The 24,476-nt window shown below is 70.2% G+C and carries 19 protein-coding genes; 8 read left to right on the top strand and 11 right to left on the bottom strand.

Annotation, left to right across the window (positions count from 1 at the left end; translation table 11 throughout):
* Window positions 1-69: 69 nt before the first annotated feature.
* The 5 genes from KY498_RS13205 to KY498_RS13225 are packed head-to-tail and all read right to left on the bottom strand — an operon-like array spanning window position 70 to window position 7,057.
* Window positions 70-480 (bottom strand): hypothetical protein, encoded by a 411-nt coding sequence (locus tag KY498_RS13205; protein ID WP_219879405.1) that lies wholly within the window; start codon window positions 478-480, stop codon window positions 70-72.
* The gene (locus KY498_RS13210) at window positions 477-2,582 is read right to left on the bottom strand and encodes a hypothetical protein (RefSeq protein WP_219879406.1); all 2,106 of its coding nucleotides are present in this window, start codon (window positions 2,580-2,582) and stop codon (window positions 477-479) included. The genes KY498_RS13205 and KY498_RS13210 overlap by 4 nt, the downstream gene beginning before the upstream one ends.
* Window positions 2,579-4,378: a hypothetical protein gene (locus tag KY498_RS13215; RefSeq protein WP_219879407.1), complete on the bottom strand. Its 1,800-nt coding sequence runs from the start codon at window positions 4,376-4,378 to the stop codon at window positions 2,579-2,581. The genes KY498_RS13210 and KY498_RS13215 overlap by 4 nt, the downstream gene beginning before the upstream one ends.
* Entirely contained in the window at window positions 4,372-5,841 is a 1,470-nt protein-coding gene (locus KY498_RS13220; RefSeq protein WP_219879408.1) for a tyrosine-type recombinase/integrase, read from the bottom strand. Before KY498_RS13220 ends, KY498_RS13215 begins: the two co-directional genes overlap by 7 nt.
* 28 nt (window positions 5,842-5,869) lie before the next feature.
* On the bottom strand, window positions 5,870-7,057 hold the full coding sequence (locus KY498_RS13225; protein ID WP_219879409.1) for a DUF4192 family protein: 1,188 nt from the start codon (window positions 7,055-7,057) through the stop codon (window positions 5,870-5,872).
* Window positions 7,058-7,174: 117 nt separating this feature from the next.
* Between KY498_RS13225 and KY498_RS13230 the strand changes: the two genes are divergently transcribed.
* From KY498_RS13230 to KY498_RS13245, 4 genes are all read left to right on the top strand, one after another.
* Window positions 7,175-7,414 (top strand): hypothetical protein, encoded by a 240-nt coding sequence (locus tag KY498_RS13230; RefSeq protein ID WP_191009714.1) that lies wholly within the window; start codon window positions 7,175-7,177, stop codon window positions 7,412-7,414.
* A 50-nt stretch (window positions 7,415-7,464) separates the two neighbouring features.
* Window positions 7,465-8,925 carry a cardiolipin synthase gene (gene cls, locus KY498_RS13235; protein WP_191009153.1) on the top strand — a complete coding sequence of 487 codons (1,461 nt, stop codon included), beginning with the start codon at window positions 7,465-7,467 and terminating at the stop codon, window positions 8,923-8,925.
* A 74-nt stretch (window positions 8,926-8,999) separates the two neighbouring features.
* Window positions 9,000-9,710, top strand: a complete 711-nt coding sequence (locus KY498_RS13240) for a hypothetical protein (RefSeq protein WP_191009152.1) — start codon at window positions 9,000-9,002, stop codon at window positions 9,708-9,710.
* Between the two features lie 198 nt (window positions 9,711-9,908).
* On the top strand, window positions 9,909-12,434 hold the full coding sequence (locus tag KY498_RS13245) for an ATP-dependent Clp protease ATP-binding subunit (protein WP_060960554.1): 2,526 nt from the start codon (window positions 9,909-9,911) through the stop codon (window positions 12,432-12,434).
* Between the two features lie 322 nt (window positions 12,435-12,756).
* Here KY498_RS13245 and KY498_RS13250 read toward each other — a convergent pair whose 3' ends face one another.
* The 3 genes from KY498_RS13250 to KY498_RS13260 are packed head-to-tail and all read right to left on the bottom strand — an operon-like array spanning window position 12,757 to window position 16,924.
* Window positions 12,757-13,488: a gamma-glutamyl-gamma-aminobutyrate hydrolase family protein gene (locus tag KY498_RS13250; protein WP_191009590.1), complete on the bottom strand. Its 732-nt coding sequence runs from the start codon at window positions 13,486-13,488 to the stop codon at window positions 12,757-12,759.
* 8 nt (window positions 13,489-13,496) lie between these two features.
* Window positions 13,497-14,396, bottom strand: a complete 900-nt coding sequence (locus KY498_RS13255) for a transglutaminase family protein (RefSeq protein WP_191009151.1) — start codon at window positions 14,394-14,396, stop codon at window positions 13,497-13,499.
* Entirely contained in the window at window positions 14,393-16,924 is a 2,532-nt protein-coding gene (locus KY498_RS13260) for a circularly permuted type 2 ATP-grasp protein (RefSeq protein WP_219879410.1), read from the bottom strand. The genes KY498_RS13255 and KY498_RS13260 overlap by 4 nt, the downstream gene beginning before the upstream one ends.
* Before the next feature lie 48 nt (window positions 16,925-16,972).
* Here KY498_RS13260 and KY498_RS13265 point away from each other — a divergent pair, with 48 nt between their 5' ends.
* The 3 genes from KY498_RS13265 to KY498_RS13275 all read left to right on the top strand — a co-directional run bounded on the left by KY498_RS13265 (window position 16,973) and on the right by KY498_RS13275 (window position 18,921).
* Window positions 16,973-17,506: an amino-acid N-acetyltransferase gene (locus KY498_RS13265; protein ID WP_060960557.1), complete on the top strand. Its 534-nt coding sequence runs from the start codon at window positions 16,973-16,975 to the stop codon at window positions 17,504-17,506.
* Between the two features lie 52 nt (window positions 17,507-17,558).
* Window positions 17,559-18,242: a hypothetical protein gene (locus tag KY498_RS13270; RefSeq protein ID WP_191009149.1), complete on the top strand. Its 684-nt coding sequence runs from the start codon at window positions 17,559-17,561 to the stop codon at window positions 18,240-18,242.
* A 271-nt stretch (window positions 18,243-18,513) separates the two neighbouring features.
* Window positions 18,514-18,921, top strand: a complete 408-nt coding sequence (locus tag KY498_RS13275; RefSeq protein WP_191009148.1) for a dehydrogenase — start codon at window positions 18,514-18,516, stop codon at window positions 18,919-18,921.
* Window positions 18,922-19,843: 922 nt separating this feature from the next.
* Here KY498_RS13275 and radA read toward each other — a convergent pair.
* Together radA and KY498_RS13285 are read right to left on the bottom strand one after the other, a co-directional pair.
* Entirely contained in the window at window positions 19,844-21,199 is a 1,356-nt protein-coding gene (gene radA, locus KY498_RS13280; RefSeq protein ID WP_191009147.1) for a DNA repair protein RadA, read from the bottom strand.
* Window positions 21,200-21,264: 65 nt separating this feature from the next.
* Entirely contained in the window at window positions 21,265-22,218 is a 954-nt protein-coding gene (locus KY498_RS13285) for an L-lactate dehydrogenase (RefSeq protein WP_101306964.1), read from the bottom strand.
* A 114-nt stretch (window positions 22,219-22,332) separates the two neighbouring features.
* On the opposite strand from KY498_RS13285, the gene KY498_RS13290 reads away from it, so the two are divergent.
* Window positions 22,333-23,034, top strand: coding sequence for a DUF899 family protein (locus KY498_RS13290; RefSeq protein ID WP_191009146.1), 702 nt, complete (start codon window positions 22,333-22,335; stop codon window positions 23,032-23,034).
* On the opposite strand, the gene KY498_RS13295 is transcribed toward KY498_RS13290, so the two are convergent.
* A complete protein-coding gene (locus KY498_RS13295) occupies window positions 23,004-24,401 on the bottom strand; it encodes an MFS transporter (RefSeq protein WP_191009145.1) in 1,398 nt (465 codons plus the stop codon). The two genes, KY498_RS13290 and KY498_RS13295, sit on opposite strands and share 31 nt — an antisense overlap.
* Window positions 24,402-24,476 lie beyond the last annotated feature (75 nt).

Here is a 24,476-nt window from a genome sequence, read left to right on the forward strand (position 1 = left end):
CGACTGACGGTGTTGTGATCGACCGGTGCGCTCCCGAAGGTCGACGGGCCGTCTAGCCCACATGCACCGCTATTCTGACCGACCCTTGGCGCGCGCTGAGGCGATGTCGATGACGCAGGACTCGGCGGGGTGCTGGCGCGCGGCTGCAAGCTGGAGTCGCAACTCTTCGAGAGCTTCCGCGTAGATCCGGATGGTTGTTTCGGCGACGCCCAGTTCGTCTCGTAGTCCGGTGTTCTGTTCTCGGAGCCGTTCCAGTTCTTTCGCTTGTGGCGAGAGGTCGGCGCGTGCGCCCCACTTTCGGGTCACGTCCGACAGGAAGTTGTCTTTGAGGTCGACGTGGCGGTGTGTGAGCTTCCAGCGCGGGTATCCGGCGGCGATACAGAGATCGGCGACGGTGGGCCGGGATTGCGACACGTCTCGGGCGAGGAGCGTGTCGGCTTCTCGCTGTATCGCTTCGCGCTCCTGTGCGTGGTCGCTCATGTGATCCGTCCGTTCTCGTGGTGGTCGATCAGACTGTTGAGCCGGTCGAGCTCGTTCCGTTCGCGGGCATGCCGGATGGGTGGGCTGGCCGGGTCGGCGACGATGATCGACAGCTGCCGTGCGCGGCGTCGGATCTCTTGGATGTCGGTGTCGGTGCGGGCGATGTTCGCGCACGATGGCTGGCAGGTGCCGAGGTCGGGCGCATCGTTCGCGGCGTCGGGCTGGGCTCGTTTGCTGCAGAGTGCTTTGGCCGGGTCGTAGACGCAGCTCAGCGCGTCGCCTTGGATGACCTGGAGTTCGCGGCTGTTCAGCAGGCGGCGGGCGGCCGCGTTGGTCGGGATGGTGATGCCTTCGAAACGAGCGATGTTCGTGACTCTGGAACGGTAGGTTGCGGCGGCGGGGCCGCTGACCTGCTCGCCGGACTGCAGGCGGGTGTTCGCCTGCCCGAGGGTCTCGAGGCGCTGAAGGAACGCTTCGAAGGAGTGCTCGTCGGGGAAGCCTGACGCGAGCGAGCCGGCGTAGCCCTGCGTCATCTGGGTGCCGACGTGTCCGTACTGGATGGACGCGGCGACGATCCCCTGTGGTCGGCGGGCGATGTGCCAGGCGAGGGTGCGCCGGAAACGACTCATATAGAGGGAACGACAGTTCGGGTCGTGGGGGATGGGGTCGGGCCGCTGCTGTGCCGCGCACGCGGTGTTCACCCAGTTCACGAGGCCCATGATGATCACGGTCCTCGCTGCGGGCGAAACAGTGTGAGCCTGGCCGTCGGGGTGCCATTCTGACCTCCTCGCGAAGAGCAGGGTGTTCTCGTGCAGGTTCTCCATCGCGGCTACGGCGCGCAGGACGGGCTCGCACACCACCCAGGGGACGTCGCGTACTTTGCCTGCCGGGTCCTTGGCCCCGGTCGAGTCGCGGACGTCCTTGAATGTTCTTCCGACCAGGTAGTGGAGGCGCCCGGCTTTGCGAGCGCTCCCGCGTGTGAGGTTCAGCGCTTCGCCTGGCCGCATGCCCGAGAGATAGGAGACGATCACCAGCGCCGCGGACCAGAGGACCCGTTCGAGCTCCGGTATCTCCGTCAACGTGAAGGTGACCTCGAGAGGTCGCCCGGCGATGGATGGGGCGACCAGCGGGTGGAGGACGGTGTCCGGAGCGATCGGGTACCCGCTGGCGCTCAACTGTCGTGCTTGGGCAGCGCTGAGTCTGGGGATGCCGACCAGCCGGGCGATGTTGTTCGCATGTAGGCGGACGCCGTGCTGATGGCGGTAGCCGGGGAGGGGCAGGTTTCTGGTTCGGAAGTACGCGAGGACGATGTCGGCGACGTGGGCAGGTTCGGAGCGCTCGCTGGCGTCTGCAAAGCGGCGTTGCGTCGCGCGCGGGCCGTGCTGGCGGAGCTCTCGCAGGCGGCGGGACGCGACGGTGATGGGCGCGGCGAGGTGCTCCACGATCGCGATGCTCCAGCTCAGCAATCCCGCCATCGTCAGTTCGTCGATCCGTGGTGTCTTGTTCTCGCCGACATAGCTCGGCAGGGCACCGAGGAGCTCAGTGGTCTTGCGACCGTCCCAGGGGATGAGATTCTGCAGGCGTGCGTACTCAGGGACGAGGGCGCGACAGTCCCACATGGAACGGACGGCGTTCAGGAGCTTGTGGCGCTCTCTGATGGGCGAACCGCTGGTCTGGACGTATGCGACCCACGAGTCCAGGTCGCTCGCTTGGAGCTGGCTCAGGTCGCCTCGGCCCAGGTGGGCCATCTGCTGCGCGAAGCTGCGGAGGAACCGGTGCTGGTGTTTGATGGTCGCGATCGACCACGCGGTGTGATTGGCCTCCAGACGGTGGGCGTCAAGGTTGATGATGGTCCAGAAGTACTGCTTGAACGAGGGGCGCAGCGCTTCAGGGTATGTGGCCCAATCGAGAAGATGAGGCTGGACGTGCGCTTCGAAGACAGCGGCTGACAGGTCCCACACGCTGTCGCCGAACAGCGACGGATTCGGGGCATTTTTTCGAGTTGGTCGTGTCAGCAGCACCGGCGTCGTGTCGTCCACGGGTGTGACGGCGGGCCGCTCGATGAACAGATCCGCGACGGCTGATGGCGGCTGAAGGCTCACGCGTCCATCCCTCCGTCGAGGAGCCGGTCGATCAGGGCACTCTGCTCAGTGGTGAGCTGCGCCATCGCCTTCTCCCCGGCACCGGCCGGGATCTGGTCGACGAGTTGCGTCAGGCGAGCTGTCGCTTCTCCGAACCTGCGCGCCCATTCGATTTCAGTCATTGCGTCGCGGTGTTGGAGCAGCCGTCGGTGTGTGGCGACGAGCATCGGCCAGTGGGTCGGCATCGCGACCGCGCAGGGGCAGCCGGCGCATAGGAGAAAGGAGGCGCGGCAGGGGCCGTCGTTGTGTGGTCCGTTCTCGTTGTCGACGCATGCGGTGAGGACGGTGTCGAGGTTGCCGGTCAACAGGCGTTCGGCGACGCGGACAGGTAAGCCGAGAGCCTTCGCGCCACTCGTGGGGTCGACCGAGAGCCGCGCGAGGTCCGCTTCGCTGAGGAAGGCGCTGTGGTGCGTGGACTGGGCGACCCGGACTTGTTCATCGAGGACGGTGGCGACGAGTCGTTGGTACTTGTGAAGCTCGCGGGTGTTCTTGGCCTGGTAGGTCTGTCGGAGGGTGCGTCGGCTGTGGGCGACCGGGCGGTCGCGCGCTGTCACGAACGTGAGCCGAAGTCGTCGAAAGGTCAGCTCGAGTGGGGTGCCGTCGTCAGCGAGGATGCCATGGCCGCTCGCCCAGTTCTGCGGTCGCACTTTCGTTCCCTGAACGATGGTGGAGTGGACGATCCCGTGTGCGCGTGCGGGGCTGACCCAGGAGAACAGGTGGTCCGCTCCGCTGACGTTCCGCGCGGGTGCGGTGAGAGCTTCCAACAGCGCGAACACGTTGTGCGCGTTCCGTAGGTCGCCGGTTCGACCGCGGGAGTCCGGCTGGGCTGGCGTGTTGAACGCGCTGATCGTCATCGCGGCCCGCGACTTGCCGCGCCGGGGCTTCAGGGCTTTCGCCACGATCGCGTCGTCGGGGGAGTCGGGTTGGTCTCCGGCATGATGCAGCGGGGTCCGCATCGACTCGAGTGTGGACATGTTGTGTCCGGTGAGGCCGACCAGCAGGATGCCGAACGCGACGGCGTCGTGCGCGGTCAGGAATAGGCTGGACAGTGCGCTGGCCCCGGTTCCGAACCCCGCTTCGCGAAGCATGCGCGAGTGCTGGTGGCCGTTGTCATACCTGGGGCAGTCGCCGGTCGTGGCGATGCCATCCAGGACGCGGAGCCGGCGGGAGAGGGTCGCGTCGGCGTTCACGCCTCGACGCCATCGTTCCAGTTCGTGGAGGTTCGGACGTATCCGGTCGCGCGCGGCGCGGACGTCCGCCCGGGCGGCGTCGAGGACACGATCGAACTCCGAAGCCGAAAGGCCAGATGTCTGACCGTCGGGCGGACGCTTGCTCCCCCTCGCATGCAACAGCTCGCGCACGTCCGGGCTGAACTGGTCTGCGCGTCGCCGCAGCGCGAATCGGAGCCTGTCGTAATGTCGCGGTCCGACCTGGAGGCGCGTCTCCAGAAATGCGCTCGGCGGGAAGCTCGCCGGGGTTGTGGGAACCGGTCGGCTGCGCGCGAGGGCGTGCATCAGGCTTCTCAGCGCCCACGCGTGCATTCTGGCGGCCTGAATCGAACGAGTGGTGCCGAGCGGACCGGCGACGTCGTCGAAGACCGCGATGAAGAACGACTCAAGGCTCGGGCCCAGGCCCGTGCCGGAGAAGTCGATCTCGTACCGGCGTCCGGACTTCGCGGCGATGAACACATACGTGGTGCCGGTGACCCGCTGTTCGGGCGGGTGGGAGGGGAGCGATGCGGGGCGACCGGCTACCACGATGGATGCGATTCGACTCGCGCGTGTCCGTTGAGGAACAGCGTGAGGAGTTGCTCAGCGTCTTGGTCGTGGACTTGGCTGAGGAGCGTTTCGATGTCGAGGCCGATGAAGGGCTCGAGGTAGACGTTGCGGGTGGTCTCCACGCTGCGGTGCCCGAGCAGCGTCTGCACGAGGAACCACTCCGATCCCATCTCGTCGCGCAGCGCCTCGACTTCGTCGCGGGGCAGACCCGAGCCGCGTCCCATCCACAACAGGCGGCCGATCACGAACCACTTCAGCGCGAAGCTGTGTCGCAGCCGGTGGGGAGTCAGCCGGCTCATCGTGACATCCAGCACGGTGATCCGGTCGTTCGCGCGGTCGAAGATGCGGTTCCATCGTGTGTGCGGAAGCGGCATGCCTTGCTCTGTCAGCCAGATCTGCGCGGGTTCCAGGAACCCATCCCGGTCGATGAAGAGCCGTTGCCGCTCGAACGGCGTGAGGAGCGCGAGCGAGCGTGTGAATCCCCGCGCGTCGATGGCGACAGCGCGATCGGGTCGGGGATCGAGCGTGAGCCTGCCCGCGACCCGGGCGTAGTCGCCGCGCCTGTTCGCGGCCTCGACCGCCAGGCGACGGTCGGTCTGGACATAGGAGTAGACGGCAGACAAAGCCTCGGCTGATGCCCAGGCTTTGCGTGCGAGCCCGCCCTTCGCGATCCCTTCTCCGATGTGCAGGGTTGCGTAGGGGCCGGGGGTGCTGATGGGCCATTCGGTTCCGAGAACGAGATTCCCGAGCTCCTGGGTGCGCAGCCCTGTTCCGTATGCGGCGCGGACGAAGGCGCTGTCGCGCAGTCCGGAGCGGTGCCGGTACCTGGAGTCCGGCGATCCGTCCGGGAGGTAGCCACGGAGGCCGAGGTCGATCCAGCGACGGATGGCGGCCGCCGTGAACCACTTGATCGAGCTGCCGCGGGGGTAGGACCCCCCGGCGTCGGCCACACGCCGGTGCGCGCGGTCGAAGCTGGGCGGCACGGGATTTCGTATGCCTCGGGTCGCCGCCCACTTGTACACCGAGCTGATTGCTTGCGCCTGTCGTTGCCAGGTGGAATCGCTCACTCGACGCGGGTTGTCTTTGCCGTGCAGTCGCCAGGTGCGCACGTCGCCCAGCTGCTCAGGAGACGCATCGCGCCAACTGATCTTCCACTGGCCGAGGATGCTGAGAAAAACGAGCAGGTCGTACGCATAGCTGCGCGCCGAGGTGTCAGCCAGTGCTGCACCCGGTCCGGCCGATCGGAAGTAGTCATTCAGAATGTCATCCGGGATTCCGTCGGGGGCGATGAAGAACGGTGTACCTCGTCTGCGCGGTCGATCTCGTGACTCGCTGATCAAGACCGCGGTCTCCGAGTCGACCAGCGCCGACTCGTCCGGGCCGAGCGCGTCGGTGTCGTGGAAGAACAATCGCCACGCCGACGAGGAGGTCGCAGTTCGCATGTCGCGAAGCTACGTCGTCGTGGCCCCCTCAGGCATTGCAACACTCACTTGACCAGAGAAAGCGGGGCAGATGGCCCGCGGTGACGAAGGAGCCGACGATCTCCGCGAGCCCGTGCCGCGGCTCAGCGTGCAGCGCCTGCCGGATGTACGCCTCCGCGTGCGTCGAGCGGCCGCGGGCCCACGCGATCCAGCCGCACACCGCGAGAGCCCCGGCGCGCCGCTTCTTCGGCATGACCGCCGCCACCGCGCGCGCCAGGCGCAGCGCCGTGTCGAGGCGTACGGGATCCGGGCGGGGTCCGTCGCCCCACATCACCTCCGCGAGGTCGCTCGGGTACTCCTCGCCGTCCTCCCACCGCCGTTGCGCCTCCATCGCCGCGTCGCCGCCGTCGACGTCGCTCGCCCACTGGACCAGCGCGACATCGCGCAGCGCGGGACGCGCGAAGCACCAGCCGAGCATCGCGGCATCCATCGGTGCGAGATCCTCGGCGTTCCACGACAGTGCGCGTTCGAACAGGGCCGGCAGGTCGTCGAGCGCGCACGACGCCTGCAGCGCGGCGGGGTCGATACGGGAGGGAGCGGATCCGCTCACCCGAGGGATGCCGCAGAGGGTCTCGAGGGCCGCGTCGAGCGAGCGCAGCGCCTGCCCGACGGCGCGTCGCCGGGTGGCGCCGGGGAGGGGCAGCCGCGCTCCCGCGGCCTGATCCGCGGCGAGCGGACCGTCGACGGCCTCCGCGGGCAGGTCGTCGCGCGGCGCGATGGCGGCCAGCGGGTGACCGCCGGGCGGCAGGTCGTCGGCTCGCGCCGAACCCCAGCCGTTCGCCGCGACGATCAACGCATCGCCGACCGGGAGTCCGCAGTCGTCGGCGCGGTTCAGGAGCGCATCGACGACCGGACGGTGCGGCAGCGCACCCGCGGATCGCGCGCCGCCGTCGGCCGCCGCCCCGTCCCCGTCCGCGGCATCCGCGCTGATCTCGGCATCCGTGTAGACGACGATCATCACGGTCTCCACCTCGGCGATGCGGCAGGCCATGCCGATGATGCTGGCCGCGGCGCCGGCGGCCGCCTCCTCGGACGGGAGATCGACGCGCAGGACGCCGAGGCTCCGCCCCTGCGCCAGCGGAACGACGACGACGCTGTCGTGCGGTGTGCACCCCAGCATGTGCGGGAGGACGGACAGGAACTGTGCCGCGTCGGCGGCCCGGACGATCGTGGACATGCGGCGAGTCTGATCGGCGGGCGAGGTCGCCGGGCGGCGCGGACGTCACCCGTGGACAACCTCCGCGGACGTCGGTGCTGGGGAGGAGACGGCGACCACGCGCGTACGATGGAGGGCATGGACTCGTACTGGACCGCCGTCGCGTGGTCGCTCCTGCCGACCGTCGTCGTGCTGGGGCTGTTCGTGTTCGTCCTGCGCTCGATCCTGCGGATGGATCGCACCGAGCGTCGCGTCTACACCGAGGTCGAGAACGAAGAGCGCGCCAAGCGCGGATTGCCGCCCGTCGGCGCCGGCGAGGAGGCGCACGTCGCGGCATCCCCGACGGCCGCGACCGCCGACGCGCCGCCGACGACCTGAGTCGGAGATAGTCGCTACGCTGGGCGGAGTCCGACAGCGGGGAGAGCGACGTGGACCAGACCGGATGGACCCTCGCCTGGGTGATCCTGGTCTTCGTGACCGATGTGACGGTCCGCATCCTCGCGGTGATCATCGTCCCGCGCAACCGTCGCCCGACCGCGGCGATGGCGTGGCTGCTCGCCATCTACTTCATCCCGCTGATCGGCGTCTTCCTCTTCTTGATGATCGGCAATCCGCGCCTGCCGCGCAAGCGCCGCAAGAAGCAGCAGCAGATCAACGACTACATCCGCACCACCAGCCACGGGCTCGACCTCGGCACGCTGCGCCCCGACCCGCCGCTCTGGTTCGCTCAGCTCGTACGGCTCAACCGCAACCTCGGGGCGATGCCGCTCTCGGGTGAGAACGACGCGACGCTCATCTCCGGATACGAGGAGAGCATCGAGGAGATGGCCGCCGCCATCCGTGAGGCGACGAGCTACGTGCACGTCGAGTTCTACATCCTGCAGTGCGACGCCACTACCGAGGTCTTCTTCGACGCCCTCGAGGACGCCATCGAGCGGGGCGTGGTCGTGCGGGTGCTGCTGGACCACTGGGCCAACCGGGGCAAGCCCTTCTACGCCGAGACCTGTCGCCGGCTCGACGCCATGGGCGCGACGTGGCACCTGATGCTGCCGGTGCAGCCGCTGCGCGGCAAGTACCAGCGGCCCGATCTGCGCAACCACCGCAAGCTCCTCGTCGTCGACGGGCACACCGCCTTCATGGGCTCGCAGAACGTCACCGACTCCACATACAACCTCCGCAAGAACATCAAGCGCGGCCTGCACTGGGTCGACATGATGGCGCGACTGGACGGGCCGGTCGTGGCATCCGTCAACGCCGTCTTCCTGAGCGACTGGTACAGCGAGACGGATGAGATCGTCGAGGGGATCGAGCTCTTCGACGTGCGCACCGGCGGCGGAGACCTCGACTGCCAGGTCATCCCGTCCGGCCCGGGATTCGAGTTCCAGAACAACCTCAAGCTGTTCATGACGCTGCTCTTCGCCGCGCGCGAGAAGATCATCATCGTCTCGCCCTACTTCGTGCCCGACGAAGGACTGCTGCTCGCGATCCAGACGGCGTGCCAGCGGGGCGTCCACGTCGAGCTGTTCGTCTCGGAAGAGGGCGACCAGGCGATGGTCTACCACGCGCAGCGCAGCTACTACGAGGCCCTGCTGCGCGGGGGAGTGAAGATCTGGATGTACGAGAAGCCGTTCATCCTCCACTCCAAGTCGATGTCGATCGACGACGAGGTCGCCGTCATCGGGTCGAGCAACATGGACATGCGCAGCTTCGGCCTCAACCTGGAGATCTCGCTGCTCGTGCGCGGCGAGGACTTCGTCGGCCAGCTGCGCACCGTCGAGGACGAGTACCGCGCGCTCAGCCGCGAACTGACGCTCGACGAGTGGATGAAGCAGCCGCTGCGCTCGACGGTGCTCGACAACCTCGCGCGCCTCACCTCCGCCCTGCAGTGAGGCGCGCGGCAGTCGTTATCCGGTCGTGACCGCCCTCACGGGACGGGTTCAGAACGCTCCGCCAGGATGGTGCCATGACGTCCCGACGCGCGCTCGCCCTGTCCACCATCGCGATCTCGGGGGCGCTCGCGCTCGCCGGCTGCGCATCCGGCTCCACCTCGCCCGCGGCGACGCCCGCGGCGAGCGGCGACGCGAGCGCGCTGGAGGTCTGGGCCGGCTGGCTCGACGGGGGCCGCGCCGTGGCTGTCGTCACCCAGGGCTCGTCCAGCTGTGTGCCGACGGCCTCCGCGGTCGACCTCCAGGCCGACGGCTCCGTCGCCGTCACCCTCGACAACCCCACCGGCGATGTCGTCTGCACCGCCGACTACGCGCCACGCGCGAGCCTCGTCTCCCTGCCGGCCGGTGTGGACGCCACGCAGAAGATCGCCCTCACGGTGTCCCTCGACGGGGGAGCGCCCGGCGAGACCGTGCTGTCCCCGTACGCCGGACCCGAGGTGGCCGACTATGCGCCCTCGGCGGGCTGGGTCGGCGACGGGATGCTGGCCATCCTCACGTGGGGCTCGTCCTCGTGCGCGCCGACCGTGAAGGATGCCGTCGCCGGCCAGACCGACATCGCGGTGACCTTCGCCGACCTGCCGGACGGTCAGCCCTGCACGATGGACATGGCGCCGCGCGTCGCCCTCGCGCACGTCGACGGCGCGACCGCGGCATCCGGCATGACCGCGACGCTCTCCGGCGGCGACGCGCAGTTCGCGACCCCGGTCACCATCCCCATCGCAGGCTGAGCCGAGCCCGCGGATCGTCTCGGTCTGCTCGGTGGCGGCGGGGCCTTCGTCGGACGGACCCGCCTCGCTCGTGCGGGCGGCGGGCCGAGCGGATGCCGCGGCGGTGCGCCGACGGCGAACACGGGCATACCGGCATTCGCTGATCGTTACCCTCGACGTAAGCGCACCAGAAGACGTGCGCCGGAGGAGTGTCGACGAATGTTCGAGAGATTCACGGACCGTGCCCGTCGTGTGGTCGTTCTCGCCCAAGAAGAGGCGAAGATGCTCAACCACAACTACATCGGCACCGAGCACATCCTGCTCGGTCTCATCCACGAGGGCGAGGGCGTCGCCGCCAAGGCGCTCGAGAGCCTGGGGATCTCGCTGGACGCCGTCCGCGAGCAGGTCCAGGACATCATCGGCCAGGGTCAGCAGCAGCCGACCGGCCACATCCCCTTCACGCCGCGCGCGAAGAAGGTGCTGGAGCTGAGCCTGCGCGAGGCGCTGCAGCTCGGCCACAACTACATCGGCACCGAGCACATCCTGCTCGGCCTCATCCGCGAGGGTGAGGGCGTCGCCGCCCAGGTGCTCGTCAAGCTCGGCGCCGACCTCAACAAGGTGCGCCAGCAGGTCATCCAGCTGCTCAGCGGCTACCAGGGCAAGGAGCCCGCGGGCGTCGCCGCCGGTGCCGGCGAGCAGAACCAGCAGGCCGCCCAGGGCGGCTCGGCGGTGCTCGACCAGTTCGGCCGCAACCTCACGCAGGCCGCGCGCGACAACAAGCTCGACCCCGTGATCGGACGCGAGAAGGAGATCGAGCGGGTCATGCAGATCCTCTCGCGCCGCTCGAAGAACAACCCCGTCCTCATCGGTGAGCCCGGCGTCGGCAAGACCGCCGTCGTGGAGGGCCTCGCGCAGGCGATCGTGAAGAACGACGTGCCCGAGACCCTGAAGGACAAGCAGGTCTACTCGCTCGACCTCGGCTCGCTCATCGCCGGTTCCCGCTACCGCGGCGACTTCGAGGAGCGCCTGAAGAAGGTCACCAAAGAGATCCGCACCCGCGGCGACATCATCGTCTTCATCGACGAGATCCACACCCTCGTGGGTGCGGGTGCCGCCGAAGGAGCGATCGACGCCGCCTCGATCCTCAAGCCGCTGCTCGCCCGCGGCGAGCTGCAGACGATCGGTGCGACGACCCTCGACGAGTACCGCAAGCACTTCGAGAAGGATGCCGCGCTCGAGCGCCGGTTCCAGCCGATCCAGGTGGCCGAGCCGAGCCTGCCCCACGCGATCAACATCCTGAAGGGGCTGCGCGACCGCTACGAGGCGCACCACAAGGTGCAGATCACCGACGGCGCGATCGTCGCCGCGGCGAACCTCGCCGACCGTTACATCAGCGACCGCTTCCTGCCCGACAAGGCCATCGACCTGATCGACGAGGCCGGCGCCCGCCTGCGCCTGTCGATCCTGTCGAGCCCGCCGGAGCTGCGCGAGTTCGACGAGAAGATCGCCAAGGTCCGCGAGGACAAGGAGACCGCCAGCGAGGAGCAGGACTTCGAGAAGGCCGCGGCCCTCCGCGACGAGGAGAAGTCCCTGCTCGCCGAGCGTCTGCGCCTCGAGAAGCAGTGGCGCAGCGGCGACGTCGCCAGCCACGCGGTGGTCGACGAGGGTCTGATCGCCGAGGTGCTGGCGCAGGCCACCGGCATCCCCGTCTTCAAGCTCACCGAGGAGGAGACCAGCCGTCTCGTCTTCATGGAGAAGGCTCTGCACCAGCGGGTCATCGGCCAGGAGGAGGCGATCGCCGCGCTCAGCCGCACGATCCGCCGCCAGCGTGCCGGGCTCAAGGACCCGAAGCGTCCCAGCGGCTCGTTCATCTTCGCCGGCCCCACGGGCGTCGGGAAGACCGAGCTCGCCAAGGCGCTCGCCGAGTTCCTGTTCGACGACGAGGGCGCGCTGATCTCGCTCGACATGAGCGAGTTCGGTGAGAAGCACACCGTCTCGCGGCTGTTCGGTGCCCCTCCGGGGTTCGTCGGTTTCGAAGAGGGCGGCCAGCTCACCGAGAAGGTGCGCCGCAAGCCGTTCTCGGTCGTGCTCTTCGACGAGATCGAGAAGGCGCACCCCGACATCTTCAACTCGCTGCTGCAGATCCTCGAAGAGGGTCGCCTGACCGACGGTCAGGGCCGCGTCGTAGACTTCAAGAACACGGTCATCATCATGACCACCAACCTCGGTTCGTCGGCGATCGCCGGCGGCCCGGTCGGGTTCCAGGTCGAGGGCAACGCGCAGACGACGTACGAGCGGATGAAGGGCAAGGTCGACGAGGAGCTGAAGCGCCACTTCAAGCCCGAGTTCCTCAACCGCGTCGACGACGTCATCGTCTTCCCGCAGCTCAACAAGGACGAGCTCCGTCAGATCGTGGGCCTGTTCACGAAGCGGCTGAGCGAGCGTCTGCTCGACCGCGACATGACGGTCGAGCTGTCGGACGCCGCGAAGGACCGCCTCATCGAGATCGGGTTCGACCCGACGCTCGGTGCCCGGCCGCTGCGCCGCGCCATGCAGCGCGAGGTCGAGGACCAGCTCTCCGAGCGGATCCTGCACGGTGAGCTCAACCCCGGCGACCACGTCAAGGTGGATGCCGAGAACGGCAAGTTCCTGTTCGAGCACGGCCCGCGCGGCGAGAAGGTCGCGGTCGGCGTCGGCGCGGCGGGAGCCATCGAGGCCACCCCGGACATCGTCGCCGGAGGCTGACCCGGATCGAACGTCACCCGGAGGGGCGGATGCTGCGGCATCCGCCCCTCCGGCGTGTGCGGCGGGGGTGCGGGCCTTTCGACTCGGCGCTGCGCGCCTCGCTCAACGACCGGGGGCGGGGTGGGGGCGTTTCGACTCGGCGCTGCGCGCCTCGCTCAACGACCGGGGGGCGGGGCCGGGCGGGTGAGGGCCCGGGCCCTAACTCCTCCATACCGACCGTCTCAGGCGTCGAGGGCACCGCTTTTCGGGGTGGGACCGGGCCGCTGGAGGAGTTCGGGACCGCCGCCCGCTCCCGCCGCGGCGGCGGGCCAGGGGCGAACGCCTAGCGCCCGGCGCGGAAGCGGCGCGCTTCCTCGACCAGGGCCGCGAAGAGGCGCCGGTCGGCGGCATCCTCCTCCGGATGCCACTGCACCGCGACGAACCACGACCCGTCGGCGGCCTCGATCGCCTGGGGCAGCCCGTCGTCGCTGCGCGCCGTCACGGTCAGGCCGTCGCCGACCCGGTCGATGCCCTGGTGGTGGTAGCTGCGCACCGCGATGTCACCGGCGCCGACGACGGCGGCCAGGCGTGAGCCCGCGGAGACCGTCACGGTGTTGAGGGCGAAGACGCCCTCGCCCAGCTGGTACTGATCCGTGCCGAGGACATCGGGCAGGTGCTGGTGCAGCGTCCCGCCGAAGGCGACGTTGCCCAGCTGCAGCCCGCGGCAGATGCCGAACACCGGGATGCCGCGGCGACGCGCCCCGGCCAGCAGCGCGAGCTCCCACGCGTCGCGGTCGCGGCGCGGCTCGTCGATCTCGGGGTGCGGCTCGGCCCCGTAGAGCGCAGGGTCGACGTCGAGACCCCCGGTGAGCACGAGGCCGTCGAGGCCGTCGAGGATCGCCTCCGCCGCGGCATCCGGCTCGATCTGCGGTGTGAGCAGCACGCCCGCGCCGCCGACGGCGGTGACCGCGTCGAGGTACACGTGCGGCAGGAACGCGGCCCGAACGTCCCACACGCCCTGCTGGGCGCGCTCCAGATAGGTGGTCAGCCCGATGACCGGTCGTCCGCTTCCCATCGCCGAGCTCACGCGGCGCCGTCCGAGACCGCGAGCGGCGCGACGTCGACCGAGACGCGCAGCGTGGAGTTCTTCGCCTTCGTGAAGATGATGCCGCGCACCGGCGACACGTCACCGTAGTCGCGGCCCCACGCGACCGTGACGTACCGGTCGTTCGCCCACTGGTCGTTCGTCGGATCGATCGCGAGCCACTGGTCGGTGCCGGGCAGCCACACGGCCAGCCAGGCGTGCGAGGCATCCGCACCGAACACGCGCTCCTTGCCGGGCGGCGGCTGCGTCGCGAGGTACCCGGAGACGTAGCGCGCCGCGACGCCGTGGGACCGCAGGCATGCCAGCGCGACGTGCGCGAAATCCTGACAGACGCCCGCGCGGGCGCGCATCGCATCGCCGACCGTGCTGGTGACGGTGGTCGCCGTCTTGTCGTAGTCGAAGTCGCGGTAGATCCGTCGCATGAGGTCGGTGGCGGCCTCGCCGATCGGACGACCGGGCGTCAGTGAGGCGGCGCCGTAGGCGGCGGCCTCGGCCTCGTGCCGCACCCGCGGCGACTCGAGGGCGTACTCGACGGCCAGCCAGGCCTCGGGCAGGTGCGGGTTCTGCAGGGGCCGGGCGTCCTCCCACGGCCGCGCGAGGGCATCGGCGTCGTAGGCGGGCTCATGCACGGTGACATCGCTGGATGCCGTGATGGTGAGCTCATCGTGCGGGTCGGTGAGGTGGAAGTAGGTGGCGGAGTTGCCGAAGGCATCGGTATCGGGCGCGATGTCTCCCGGCGCCGGGTCGACCTCGACGCGCGCCGACGACACCTGCTGCCACGGCAGCTCGCGGGGGACGAGGTGGAACTGCCCGACGCTGTCCTGCACCGGCTTGCCGTAGGCGTACGCCGTGCGGTGCCACACGCGGTACTGCATCATGCGCGGCTCTCCATCAGCTCGACGAGGGACAGGTCGGTCATCGCCACGGCCGGCGGGCCGCTCTCGAAGTGCAGGTGGGTGACGGCATCCGAGAGCTGTTCGAGCTGCGCCGTGACGCCCGCGAGGAAGTCGACCAGCACCTCGCGACGGCCCCCCTCGATCGCGCCCAGCGCCCCGACGTCGGCGGCGGTCAGCTCGGTCTCGAGGTGGTCGAGCAGGCGCTCCGCGCGCGTCGAGCCGGTGGATGCCGGCATGGCGGCCAGATGCTCGCGCAGCCGGGCCAGGGCGAAGGCGAGGGAGCGGGGGTTGCTGTGGTCCAGCAGCAGGAGATCGAGCACGTCGGCGGCCCGCATCGAGCCGCGGTAGCGCCGACGATGCGTCACGACGCTCTCGGCCGCCAGCAGCACCGCCTCCAGCACGCTGCGCGCCGCGCGCGGGCCGTGCCGGTCGGCGAGGGCCGTCGACAGCAGCTCCGACAGCTGCAGACCGCGCTCCAGGAAGCGACCCGCCTCGATCATGTGCCAGCCCGTGTCGCGGATCATGTTCGCCGTGATGCCGTACAGCGACAGCATCGCCGACAGCATCCGGCCGCCCGACTCCGCCGTCCGGTGCGGGTGGGCCGATCCCCGCAGGGCCCGCGTCGCCCGATCGATCGTCGCGAACACGCGCCACGTGTCGCCCGACAGCTGGTCGCGCACGCCCTCCATCGCCTCGCGCAACCGGGCGATCGAGTGGGCCGCCGATCCCGGGCGCCGCGCGTCGAGGAGCAGGGAACGGAACTCCGCCTCGGGATCGAGCGACCGCATGCCGGCGAGCCGTCCCAGCACGTCGAGCAGGACGCGCGGGCTTTCGGCGAGAGCGCCCGACGCGTAGGCTCCCGGCTGGTCGAGCTCGGTCTGCGCGGTGAGCAGCAGACGCAGGAGGTCTTCCGTGCGCTCGGCGTAGCGGCCGATCCAGAACATGTCGGCGTGGGCGCGGGGCGCGAGCGGCGGGATGCTGCGCGCCGTCGGGCCGGGGGCGATCTCGGCCAGGTTCTGGTCGGGATCGTCCTCCGCCGCCTTCAGCACCCAGACGTCCTTCGTCCGCAGCGGGCCGTCGGGGCTCTCGCGGACGGTCGCGAGGCCGCCGACCAGCGGACGGTAGGCCGAGCCGTACCGCAGCGCGAACGCGCGCAGCGTGAGCGGCAACGCACCGATGCGCGCGCCCTGGCCGTCGGCGCCGGACGCCCAGACGGGCGTCTGCGACAGCGGGAGCAGATCCTGCCCGACGAAGCGGTGCGGAGCGGCCTCGACGCGTCGGGCGAGCTCGTCGGCCGGCAGGTCGCTGAAGACCTTGCGCGGCTCGTCGATGGTCCGGACGATCAGTTCCGGGTCGCCGTCGCGCAGGCGCGCGAGCACGGCGTCGAGCGCCTGGGGCTCGCCGCACCACACGGTCGGCACCGCGGGGATGCGCAGCTGCTCGCCGAGCAGGTGCTCGCACGCGGCCGGGAGGTACGGCAGCAGGCCCGGGTTCTCGAGCACGCCCGCACCGAGCCCGTTCACGATCCGCACGCGGCCGCGGCGCACGGCCTCCGTCAGCCCGGCGACACCGAGTCGCGAGTCGCCGCGCAGCTCCAGGGGGTCGCACCACGCGGCATCCACTCGGCGGATGATGACATCGATGCGGTCGGTCGGGCGTGTGCGCGGCCAGCCCGCCGGCTTCATCCACACGTACCCGTCCCGCACGACGAGGTCGTTGCCCTGCACCAGCGGGAAGCCGAGGGCGGTCGCGAGGAAGGCCTGGTCGAACGCGGTCTCGCTCAGGGTTCCGGGGGAGAGGATGACGACGCGGGGGTCTTCGACCTCGTCCGCCACCGACGACAGCAGCGCCGCCCGCAGGGCGGAGAAGTACGGGTCGATGCGGTGCAGACTCCCCTCCTGGAAGAGGTCGGGGAGCACCTGTGAGATGACGCGGCGGTTCTCCGCCGCGAATCCCAGCCCCGACGGTGCCTGCACGCGGTCGGCGAGCACATGCCAGTCGCCGTGACCGTCACGGCCCAGATCGGTGGCGGCGAGCAGGAGCGGATGCGGGTCGACGGCGCTCGCCCGCGCCAGCGGACGGGTGAAACCCGAGTGGCCGAACACCACGGCCGACGGCACGATGCCCTCCCGCAGGAGGGACTGCTCGCCGTACAGATCCACCAGCACGGCGTTCAGCAGCTCGGCGCGCTGGGCGAGGCCGACCTCGAGCGGCGACCAGCCGGCGGCGTCGAGCACGAACGGCACGGCATCCAGCTGCCAGGGCTGCGGGCCGGACTCGCCGCGCAGATACGAGACGCCGTCATCGGCGAGGAAACGCACGATCTCGCCGTCGACGCGGTGGAGATCGTCGGCGGTGAGGCTGAGCGCGTGGGCTGCCAGCGCCTTCCAGCCGGGGCGCAGGCCGCCCTCGGCATCGACGAACTCGTCGTAGCGGAACGTCTCCGGCGGAGCCGACAGGGGCAGCGTCGGCTGCGACACCGTCGCGGCATAGTCGCGCAACACACTCACGGCGAAGTCCCCTCCCGGCTCCAGCGTAGGGGGCAATACAGTGGGTCGGTGACCCTTCCCGCCCCCTCCGACCCGGCCCGGCCGCCGCGACCGGTCGTCCGCCCCGCTCGGACCTCCGACGTCCGCGGCATCCTGGACCTGCTGGAGCCCTGGGTGCAGCGCCGCATCCTGCTCGGCAAGGAGATCGTCACCCTCTTCGAATCGGTGCAGGAGTTCGTCGTCGCGGAGATCGGCGACGAGCTGATCGGGTGCGGTGCGCTGCACGTCATGTGGGAGGACCTCGGCGAGATCCGCACCCTGATCGTCGCGGAGGAGTGGCTGCACCACGGCGTCGGCGGCGCGATCGTCACACAGCTCGAACAGCGCGCTCGGGAGCTCGGTCTCACGCGACTGTTCTGCCTCACCTTCGAGGTGGACTTCTTCACCCGCCGCGGATTCGCCCCCATCGGCGAGCAGGTCGTCGACCCCGACGTGTACTCGCAGCTGCTGCGCAGCCCCGACGAGGGTGTCGCGGAATTCCTGGATCTCGCGCACGTCAAGCCGAACACGCTCGGCAACACGCGGATGCTGAAGAACCTCTGACCCCCCGCGCGCCACGTCGAGGGCGGGGGATGCCGCGGCCTAGCCTGGAAGGGTGAGCACCCCGACGCGTCGCACACGACGACCCAGCCCCGCCGTGTACCGGCGGCGCCGGCTCGTGGCCGTGCTGATCCTGATCGCCGTGGTGGCCGCCGTCGTGCTGGCGTTCTGGCAGCCGTGGCGGGGAAGCGGAGAGCCGGCGGCATCCCCGTCGGCGACACCGAGCGCCTCGCCCAGCGCGCTCGTCACCTCCCCGGCGCCGGAGACTCCGGCCGCGGATGCCGCGGCATCCGAGGAGCCCGCACCGGCGCCCGACCCCTCGGCGAGCACCCCGGCCGTCGCGGCCTGCTCGACGGCGGACATCTCGGTGCAGGCCGTCACCGACCAGGACGTCTACGCGTCGGGCGAGCAGCCGAAGCTGTCGATCACGCTCTCCAACACGACCGCGGTGCCCTGCTTGATCAATGTCGGCACGGCGACGCAGTCGTTCGTGATCACGAGCGGGAGCGACACCTGGTGGCGCTCGACCGACTGTCAGTCGGAGTCCAGCGACCAGGTCGTGCAGCTCGCCGGCGGGCAGACGGTGTCGAGCGTCACTCCGCTGCAGTGGGATCGCACGCGGTCGTCCGTCGACACGTGCGGGTCGTCCCGACCCCAGGCGGCGGCCGGCTACTACCACCTGTCGGTGTCCATCGGAGGCATCCAGGCCGCCGACACGAAGATGTTCGAACTGCGCTGACGATATCTAGATACTGATATATCTCTGAGTCTGAGAGATTTCTCACGTTCCTCGGTGCCGCCACCGAAGTGAGCGAGGTTACCCTTGTCTCAGCTCTCGGTGCGAGCCGCCGTCGCCCCCAACGACGGTCGTCGCGTCACCCCCAATGACCGGCATATCCGGCACGAACGCCCGACGAGCTCAGGCCCTCTCGATCCCCCCAGCCCCCAATGTGGGGATCGAGAGGGCCCCTCCATTCTGGCGACCGGTGACACCCTCGTATGCTGGACGGATGGCCGGCAAGAAGCGCGCGAAGCCCCCGCTCGAGTTCCGCAACACGCAGCTCGCCGACGCCCTGCAGACCCAGGACATGGCCGCCCTCGCCTTCGCACTTCGCCACGGTCCCACCGTGGCGCCGCTCATGCGGCCGGGCCAGCGCGACGACCCCCGCGACAGCGGCGAGGTCTGGACGTACCGCGACCCGAACACGGGCGATGTCGCGCTGCTGCTGTTCAGCGACGCCGCGAACAAACCCGAAGCGCTGCCGCCCGCGGTCGCGCTGCAGTCGCCCGCGTGGCTGCGCGCGTTCCTGGCCGCGCACCGGGAGGAGATCACGACCGTCTTCTTCGACATCGCCGGCCCGCACCCGATGCAGGCCGCACCCGGCGACCTTCTGGCGGCCCTCGACCTGGGTGCCTGACCGCGGCTTCGCCGCCCCCGGTCGTTGAGCGAGCGGAGTTGTCCCCCCCGGTCGTTGAGCGAGCGGAGCGAGTCGAAACGCGGTGGTTCGGCGTTTCGACTCGGTCGCTGCGCGTCCTCGCTCAACGACCGGGTGTTGGGGGTGCGGTGGTGCCGCCCCGGTCGTTGAGCGAGCGGAGCTGTCCCCCCCCGGTCGTTGAGCGAGCGGAGCGAGTCGAAACGCGGTGGTTCGGCGTTTCGACTCGGTCGCTGCGCGTCCTCGCTCAACGTCCGGGTGTTGGGGGTGCAGTGGTGGTGCCCCCCGGTCGTTGAGCGAGCGGAGCGAGTCGAAACGCGGTGGTTCGGCGTTTCGACTCGGTCGCTGCGCGTCCTCGCTCAACGACCGGGTGTTGGGGGTGCGGTGGTGCCGCCCCGGTCGTTGAGCGAGCGGAGCTGTCCCCCCCCGGTCGTTGAGCGAGCGGAGCGAGTCGAAACGCGGTGGTTCGGCGTTTCGACTCGGTCGCTGCGCGTCCTCGCTCAACGTCCGGGTGTTGGGGGTGCAGTGGTGGTGCCCCCCGGTCGTTGAGCGAGCGGAGCGAGTCGAAACGCGGTGGTTCGGCGCTTCGACTCGGTCGCTGCGCGTCCTCGCTCAACGGCCGGGTGTTGGGGGTGCGGTGGTGTTGTCTCCCGGTCGTTGTGCGAGCGGTTCTGCCCCCGGTCGTTGAGCGAGCGGAGCCGCCCCGGTCGTTGAGCGAGCGGAGCGAGTCGAAACGCGGTGGTTCGGCGTTTCGACTCGGTCGCTGCGCGTCCTCGCTCAACGACCGGGTGTTGGGGGCGCGGTGGTGTCGTGTCCCGGTCGTTGAGCGAGCGGAGCGAGTCGAAACGCGGTGGTTCGGCGTTTCGACTCGGTCGCTGCGCGCCCTCGCTCAACGACCGGGGGAGGATCAGAAGTCGGGTTGGTCGCCCGGCTCGACCGGATGCCGCTGCGTCAGATCGCGCAGGGCTCCGCGCAGATCGCGGGATGCCGTGTCGATCACCGACCGATACCCGACCCGGTTCGCCTCCGACCGGCGCTGCTCGTGGGCGGTCACGGCGCGGACCTCGCCCGCGAGGCTCAGCTCGCCGATCGCGACGAGGCCCTTCGGCGTCGCCCGGCCGGTGACGGCGCTCGCCACCGCCAGCGCGATGGCGAGGTCGGCCGCGGGCTCGACCAGCCGCACCCCGCCGACGGTCGAAACGTAGACGTCCTGGTCGGACACGCGGATGCCGGCCCGCTTCTCGAGCACCGCGAGCACCATCGCCACGCGGGCGCCGTCGACGCCGCTCACGATGCGCCGCGGGTTCGGCCCCGACCCGGGCAGGGTCAGCGCCTGCACCTCGACGGGCAGGGCGCGCCGCCCCTCCATCGCGATCGTGACGCAGGTCCCCGGTTCGCGGGAGCCGTGACCGAGGAAGAGCGCGCTGGGGTCGGGTACCTCGGCGATGCCGCGGCTGGTCTGCTCGAAGCATCCGACCTCGTCGGTCGCGCCGAAACGGTTCTTGAGGGCGCGGACGAACCGCAGCGCCGTCTGCCGATCACCTTCGAAGTGGCAGACGACGTCGACGAGGTGCTCGAGCACGCGCGGCCCGGCGACCTGACCGTCTTTGGTGACGTGTCCGACGATGATGACCGGGAGATCGCGCTCCTTGGCGACGCGGATGAGCGTCGAGGCGACCTCTCGCACCTGGCTCGGATGTCCGGGCGCCCCGTCGACGAGACTCGAGGCGACGGTCTGCACCGAGTCCACGATGAGCAGTTCGGGCCGGGTCTCGTCGACGTGACCGAGGATCGTGGCGAGATCGGTCTCACTGGCGAGGTAGAGCTCGTCGTGCAGCGCGCCCGTGCGCTCCGCGCGAAGCCGCACCTGCCCGAGCGACTCCTCCGCGCTGACGTAGAGCACGCGTCGTCCTGCGCGCGCGGTCTGCGCGGCGACCTCGAGCAACAGGGTCGACTTGCCGACCCCCGGCTCGCCGGACAGCAGGATCGCCGCCCCCGGCACGAGCCCCCCGCCGAGCACGCGGTCGAACTCGCCGATGCCCGTCGTGCGCCGGGGTGTCTCGCGCGTGTCGATCGAGGTGATGGGGCGTGCCGCGCGCGTCGGCGCGAGCGGCGCCACAGCGTGGACGGGCGTGGACGACACGGCCTCGACGACCGTGCCCCACTGCTGGCACTCGCCGCAGCGCCCCACCCACTTGGCACTCGTCCAGCCGCACTCCGTGCAGCGGAACGCGCTCGTGGTCGCGGTGCGCTTGGATGCCATGCGTTCAGGCTAGTCGCGGCATCCGACAGTGCACGCGCGGCGGCTGCCCCGCCGGTACCCGCGACTCAGCGCAGCGAGTCGGCGACCTCGCGGAGGGCGTCGGCCGAGCGGCGGAACAGTCCGAGCTCGTGGTCGGAGAACGACGTCTCGCGGATCGGCACCGCGCCGGCGGCCGAGACGACCGCGGGCACCGAGAGGGCGACCCCGCTGACGCCGTGGAAGTCGTCGAGCACGGCCGAGACGGGCATGACCGCGTGCTCATCGTCGAGGATCGCCTCGACGATGCGCGCGCTCGACAGTCCGATGGCGTAATTGGTCGCGCCCTTGCCCTGGATGACCTTGTACGCGGCATCCCGCACGTCGACGGCGATCTGGTCGAGCTCCTCGACCGTGAACTTCGGCTGGCCGTCGAGCGGCTGCCAGTCGAGGATCGGGACGGTGCCGATCGTGGCGTGCGACCACAGCGGGAACTCGGTGTCGCCGTGCTCGCCCACGATGTAGGCGTGCACGCTCGAGATCGACACGCCCGCCCGCTGGGCGATCTTCCAGCGCAGGCGGGAGGTGTCGAGCACGGTGCCGGAGGCGAAGATGCGCTCGTAGGGCAGTCCGGTGGTCTCCTGCGCGAGCACGGTCAGCACGTCGCAGGGGTTCGTGACGATGACGAACGTCGCGTCGGGGGCGACGTCGAGCAGCTGCGGCATCATCGACTTGAGGATGCTGGCGTTGACGCCGGCCAGCTCGATACGCGTCTGGCCGGGCTTCTGCTTGGCGCCCGCGGTGATGACGACGACGTGCGAGCCCTTGGCGACCGAGATGTCGGCGCCGCCGATGATGTCGCTCGACCCCGTGAACTGCGCGCCGTGCGCCAGATCGAGCACCTCGGCCTCGGTCTTCTCCGCCGCGATGTCGTACAGGGCGACGTGGCGGGCCGAGCCGCGGATGAGGGCCGCATAGGCGACGGACGATCCGACCGCGCCGGCGCCGACGACGGTGAGTTTCGAGTTCTCGATCACGCTCATGGCCCCAGTCTGACAGGCGGGGGATGCCGAGGCCACCGCGGCCGCGTCGGCGGTGGGGTGCCGGGACCGGCGCGGCCCTTGCGGGCGGCTGTCGAGCGGCGGACGATGGGCGGCATGACGGATGCCCCGGCCCTGCCCCCTGTCGTCGACGCCGACACCTGGCGACGCGAACTCGATGCCCTCCGCGTACGCGAGAAGGCCGCCACCCGCGAGCTCGACGCGATCGCCGCGCAGCGACGCCGGCTGCCGATGGTCGAGCTGCCGGACTATGTGCTCGAAGGGCCCGACGGCCCCGTGCGACTCGCGGACATCTTCGGCGACAAGCCGCAGCTGATCGTCTACAGCCACATGTGGGCGGACGGGAAGCAGTGGCAATGTCCGGGCTGCACGAGCTGGACGGCCCAGTTCACGCGGCTCGAGTTCCTCGACGACTACGACGCGCGGTTCGTCATCGTGACGCAGGGGCCGATCGACGAGGCGCTCGCCTACCGGGAGCGCGTCGGCAACCGCATGGACTGGTACTCCACGGCGAACAGCCCGTTCGGAGCCGACATGGGGGCGCCGCCCGATGCGGGGTTCGCCGTCAACGTGTTCCTGCGCGACGGCGACACGGTCTACCGCACCTGGCACACCGACGGTCGCGGTACGGAGCAGCTCGGGCACCTCCACGGGCTCGTCGACGTGCTGCCGTACGGGCGTCAGGAGGCCTGGGAGGATTCGCCGCACGGGTGGCCGCAGCATCCGACGTACGAGGGCGGTATCGGCTCTCCCGGTATCGCGGCGCTCTACGGGCCGGGAGGATCGGCCGCGGGCTGATCCCGTCCGGCGGAGGATGGATTGCGGATGCCGCCGAGCGCGACGAGGCCGCCGACGACGAGGAGTGCGGCCGTCGTGATCGCCGCGCGGTGGAAGCCCGCGAGATCGAGGGTTCCGCCCGTGATGGCCGCCAGTGCGGCGATCGGGAGGAGTCCCGCGACGCGGGCGACGGCGTTGTTGACGGCCGAGGCGATGCCGGAGCGGTCCGGGTCGGTCGCGCCGAGGATCGTGGACGTCAGCGGCGACACCGTGAGCGCGAGTCCCAGACCGAACACGATCATCCCCGGCAGCACCTGCCACCAGTAGTCGAAGTCGTCGGCGACGAGGAGCAGGAGCAGGGCGCCGCCGGCCATGATCAGCGGGCCCGCGGTCATGAACAGCCGGGGTCCCCACCGGCCGACGAGGGCGCCGATGCGTGCGCTCAGGGCGATCATGAGCAGTGTCGTCGGCAGGCTCGCGAGTCCGGCGAGGGTGGCGCTGAGACCCGCGCCCTGCTGCAGATAGATCGCGAGCACGAAGCCGTTGAGCGACAGGGCGGCATAGATGAAGAGAGTCGAGAGGTTGCCGGCGGAGAAGTTGCGGCTGCGGAAGAGGTCGAGGGGCAGGATCGGATCGGGAACGTGACGCTGGCGCCACACGAACGCGGCGAGCAGGACCAGCCCCGCGAGCCCCGGCATCCAGATCGCCGGTGAGGTCCAGCCGAGGTGGGGCTGCTCGATGAGCGCGAACACCGCCGCGCCGAGGCCGAGGGTGCACATGATCGCCCCGAGCACATCGACGTGGGCGCCGGCGCGGCGCTCGTCGGGGTGGGCGAGTCGGGTGAGCAGCCACAGGGCGACGGCGATGGGCAGGAGGTTGATCCCGAACGCCCATCGCCACGAGGAGTTGTCGACGATCAGCCCTCCGACCAGGGGGCCCACGATCATGGCCGCGGTGGTGGATGCCGTCCAGATGCCGATCGCGCGGGAGCGCAGCGGTTCGTGCATCGTGGCCGTGATGAGGGCGAGCGAGCTCGGGACGAGGAACGCCCCCGCCGCGCCCTGCACCGCGCGCGCCGCGACGAGCAGCTCGGGGGAGGGGGAAAGGGCGACGGCGACCGAGGCGATGCCGAAGCCGATGAGGCCGATGCGCAGCACGAGGATGCGACCGAACGCGTCGCTGACGGCGCCCGCGACGAGGATGAGCGCGCCGAGGGTGACCAGATACGCGTCGACGGTCCACTGCTGCGTGGACAGGCCGCCGCCCAGGTCGCGCGCGATGGCCGGCAGGGCGACGTTGACGATGGTGCCGTCGAGGAACGCCACGAATGAGCCGAGGATCGCGATCGCCAGCACCAGGCGCTGCGGGGGGCTCAGCTTGTCTGCCACGGTGTCCGCTCGGTCATGTCCTCACGCTAGGGCGCGGCACGGACATCGAGAAGGGGGTGGACAGGGCCGCTCGGG

This window comes from Microbacterium sp. PAMC21962 (assembly GCF_019443465.1).
Classification (GTDB): domain Bacteria; phylum Actinomycetota; class Actinomycetes; order Actinomycetales; family Microbacteriaceae; genus Microbacterium; species Microbacterium hominis.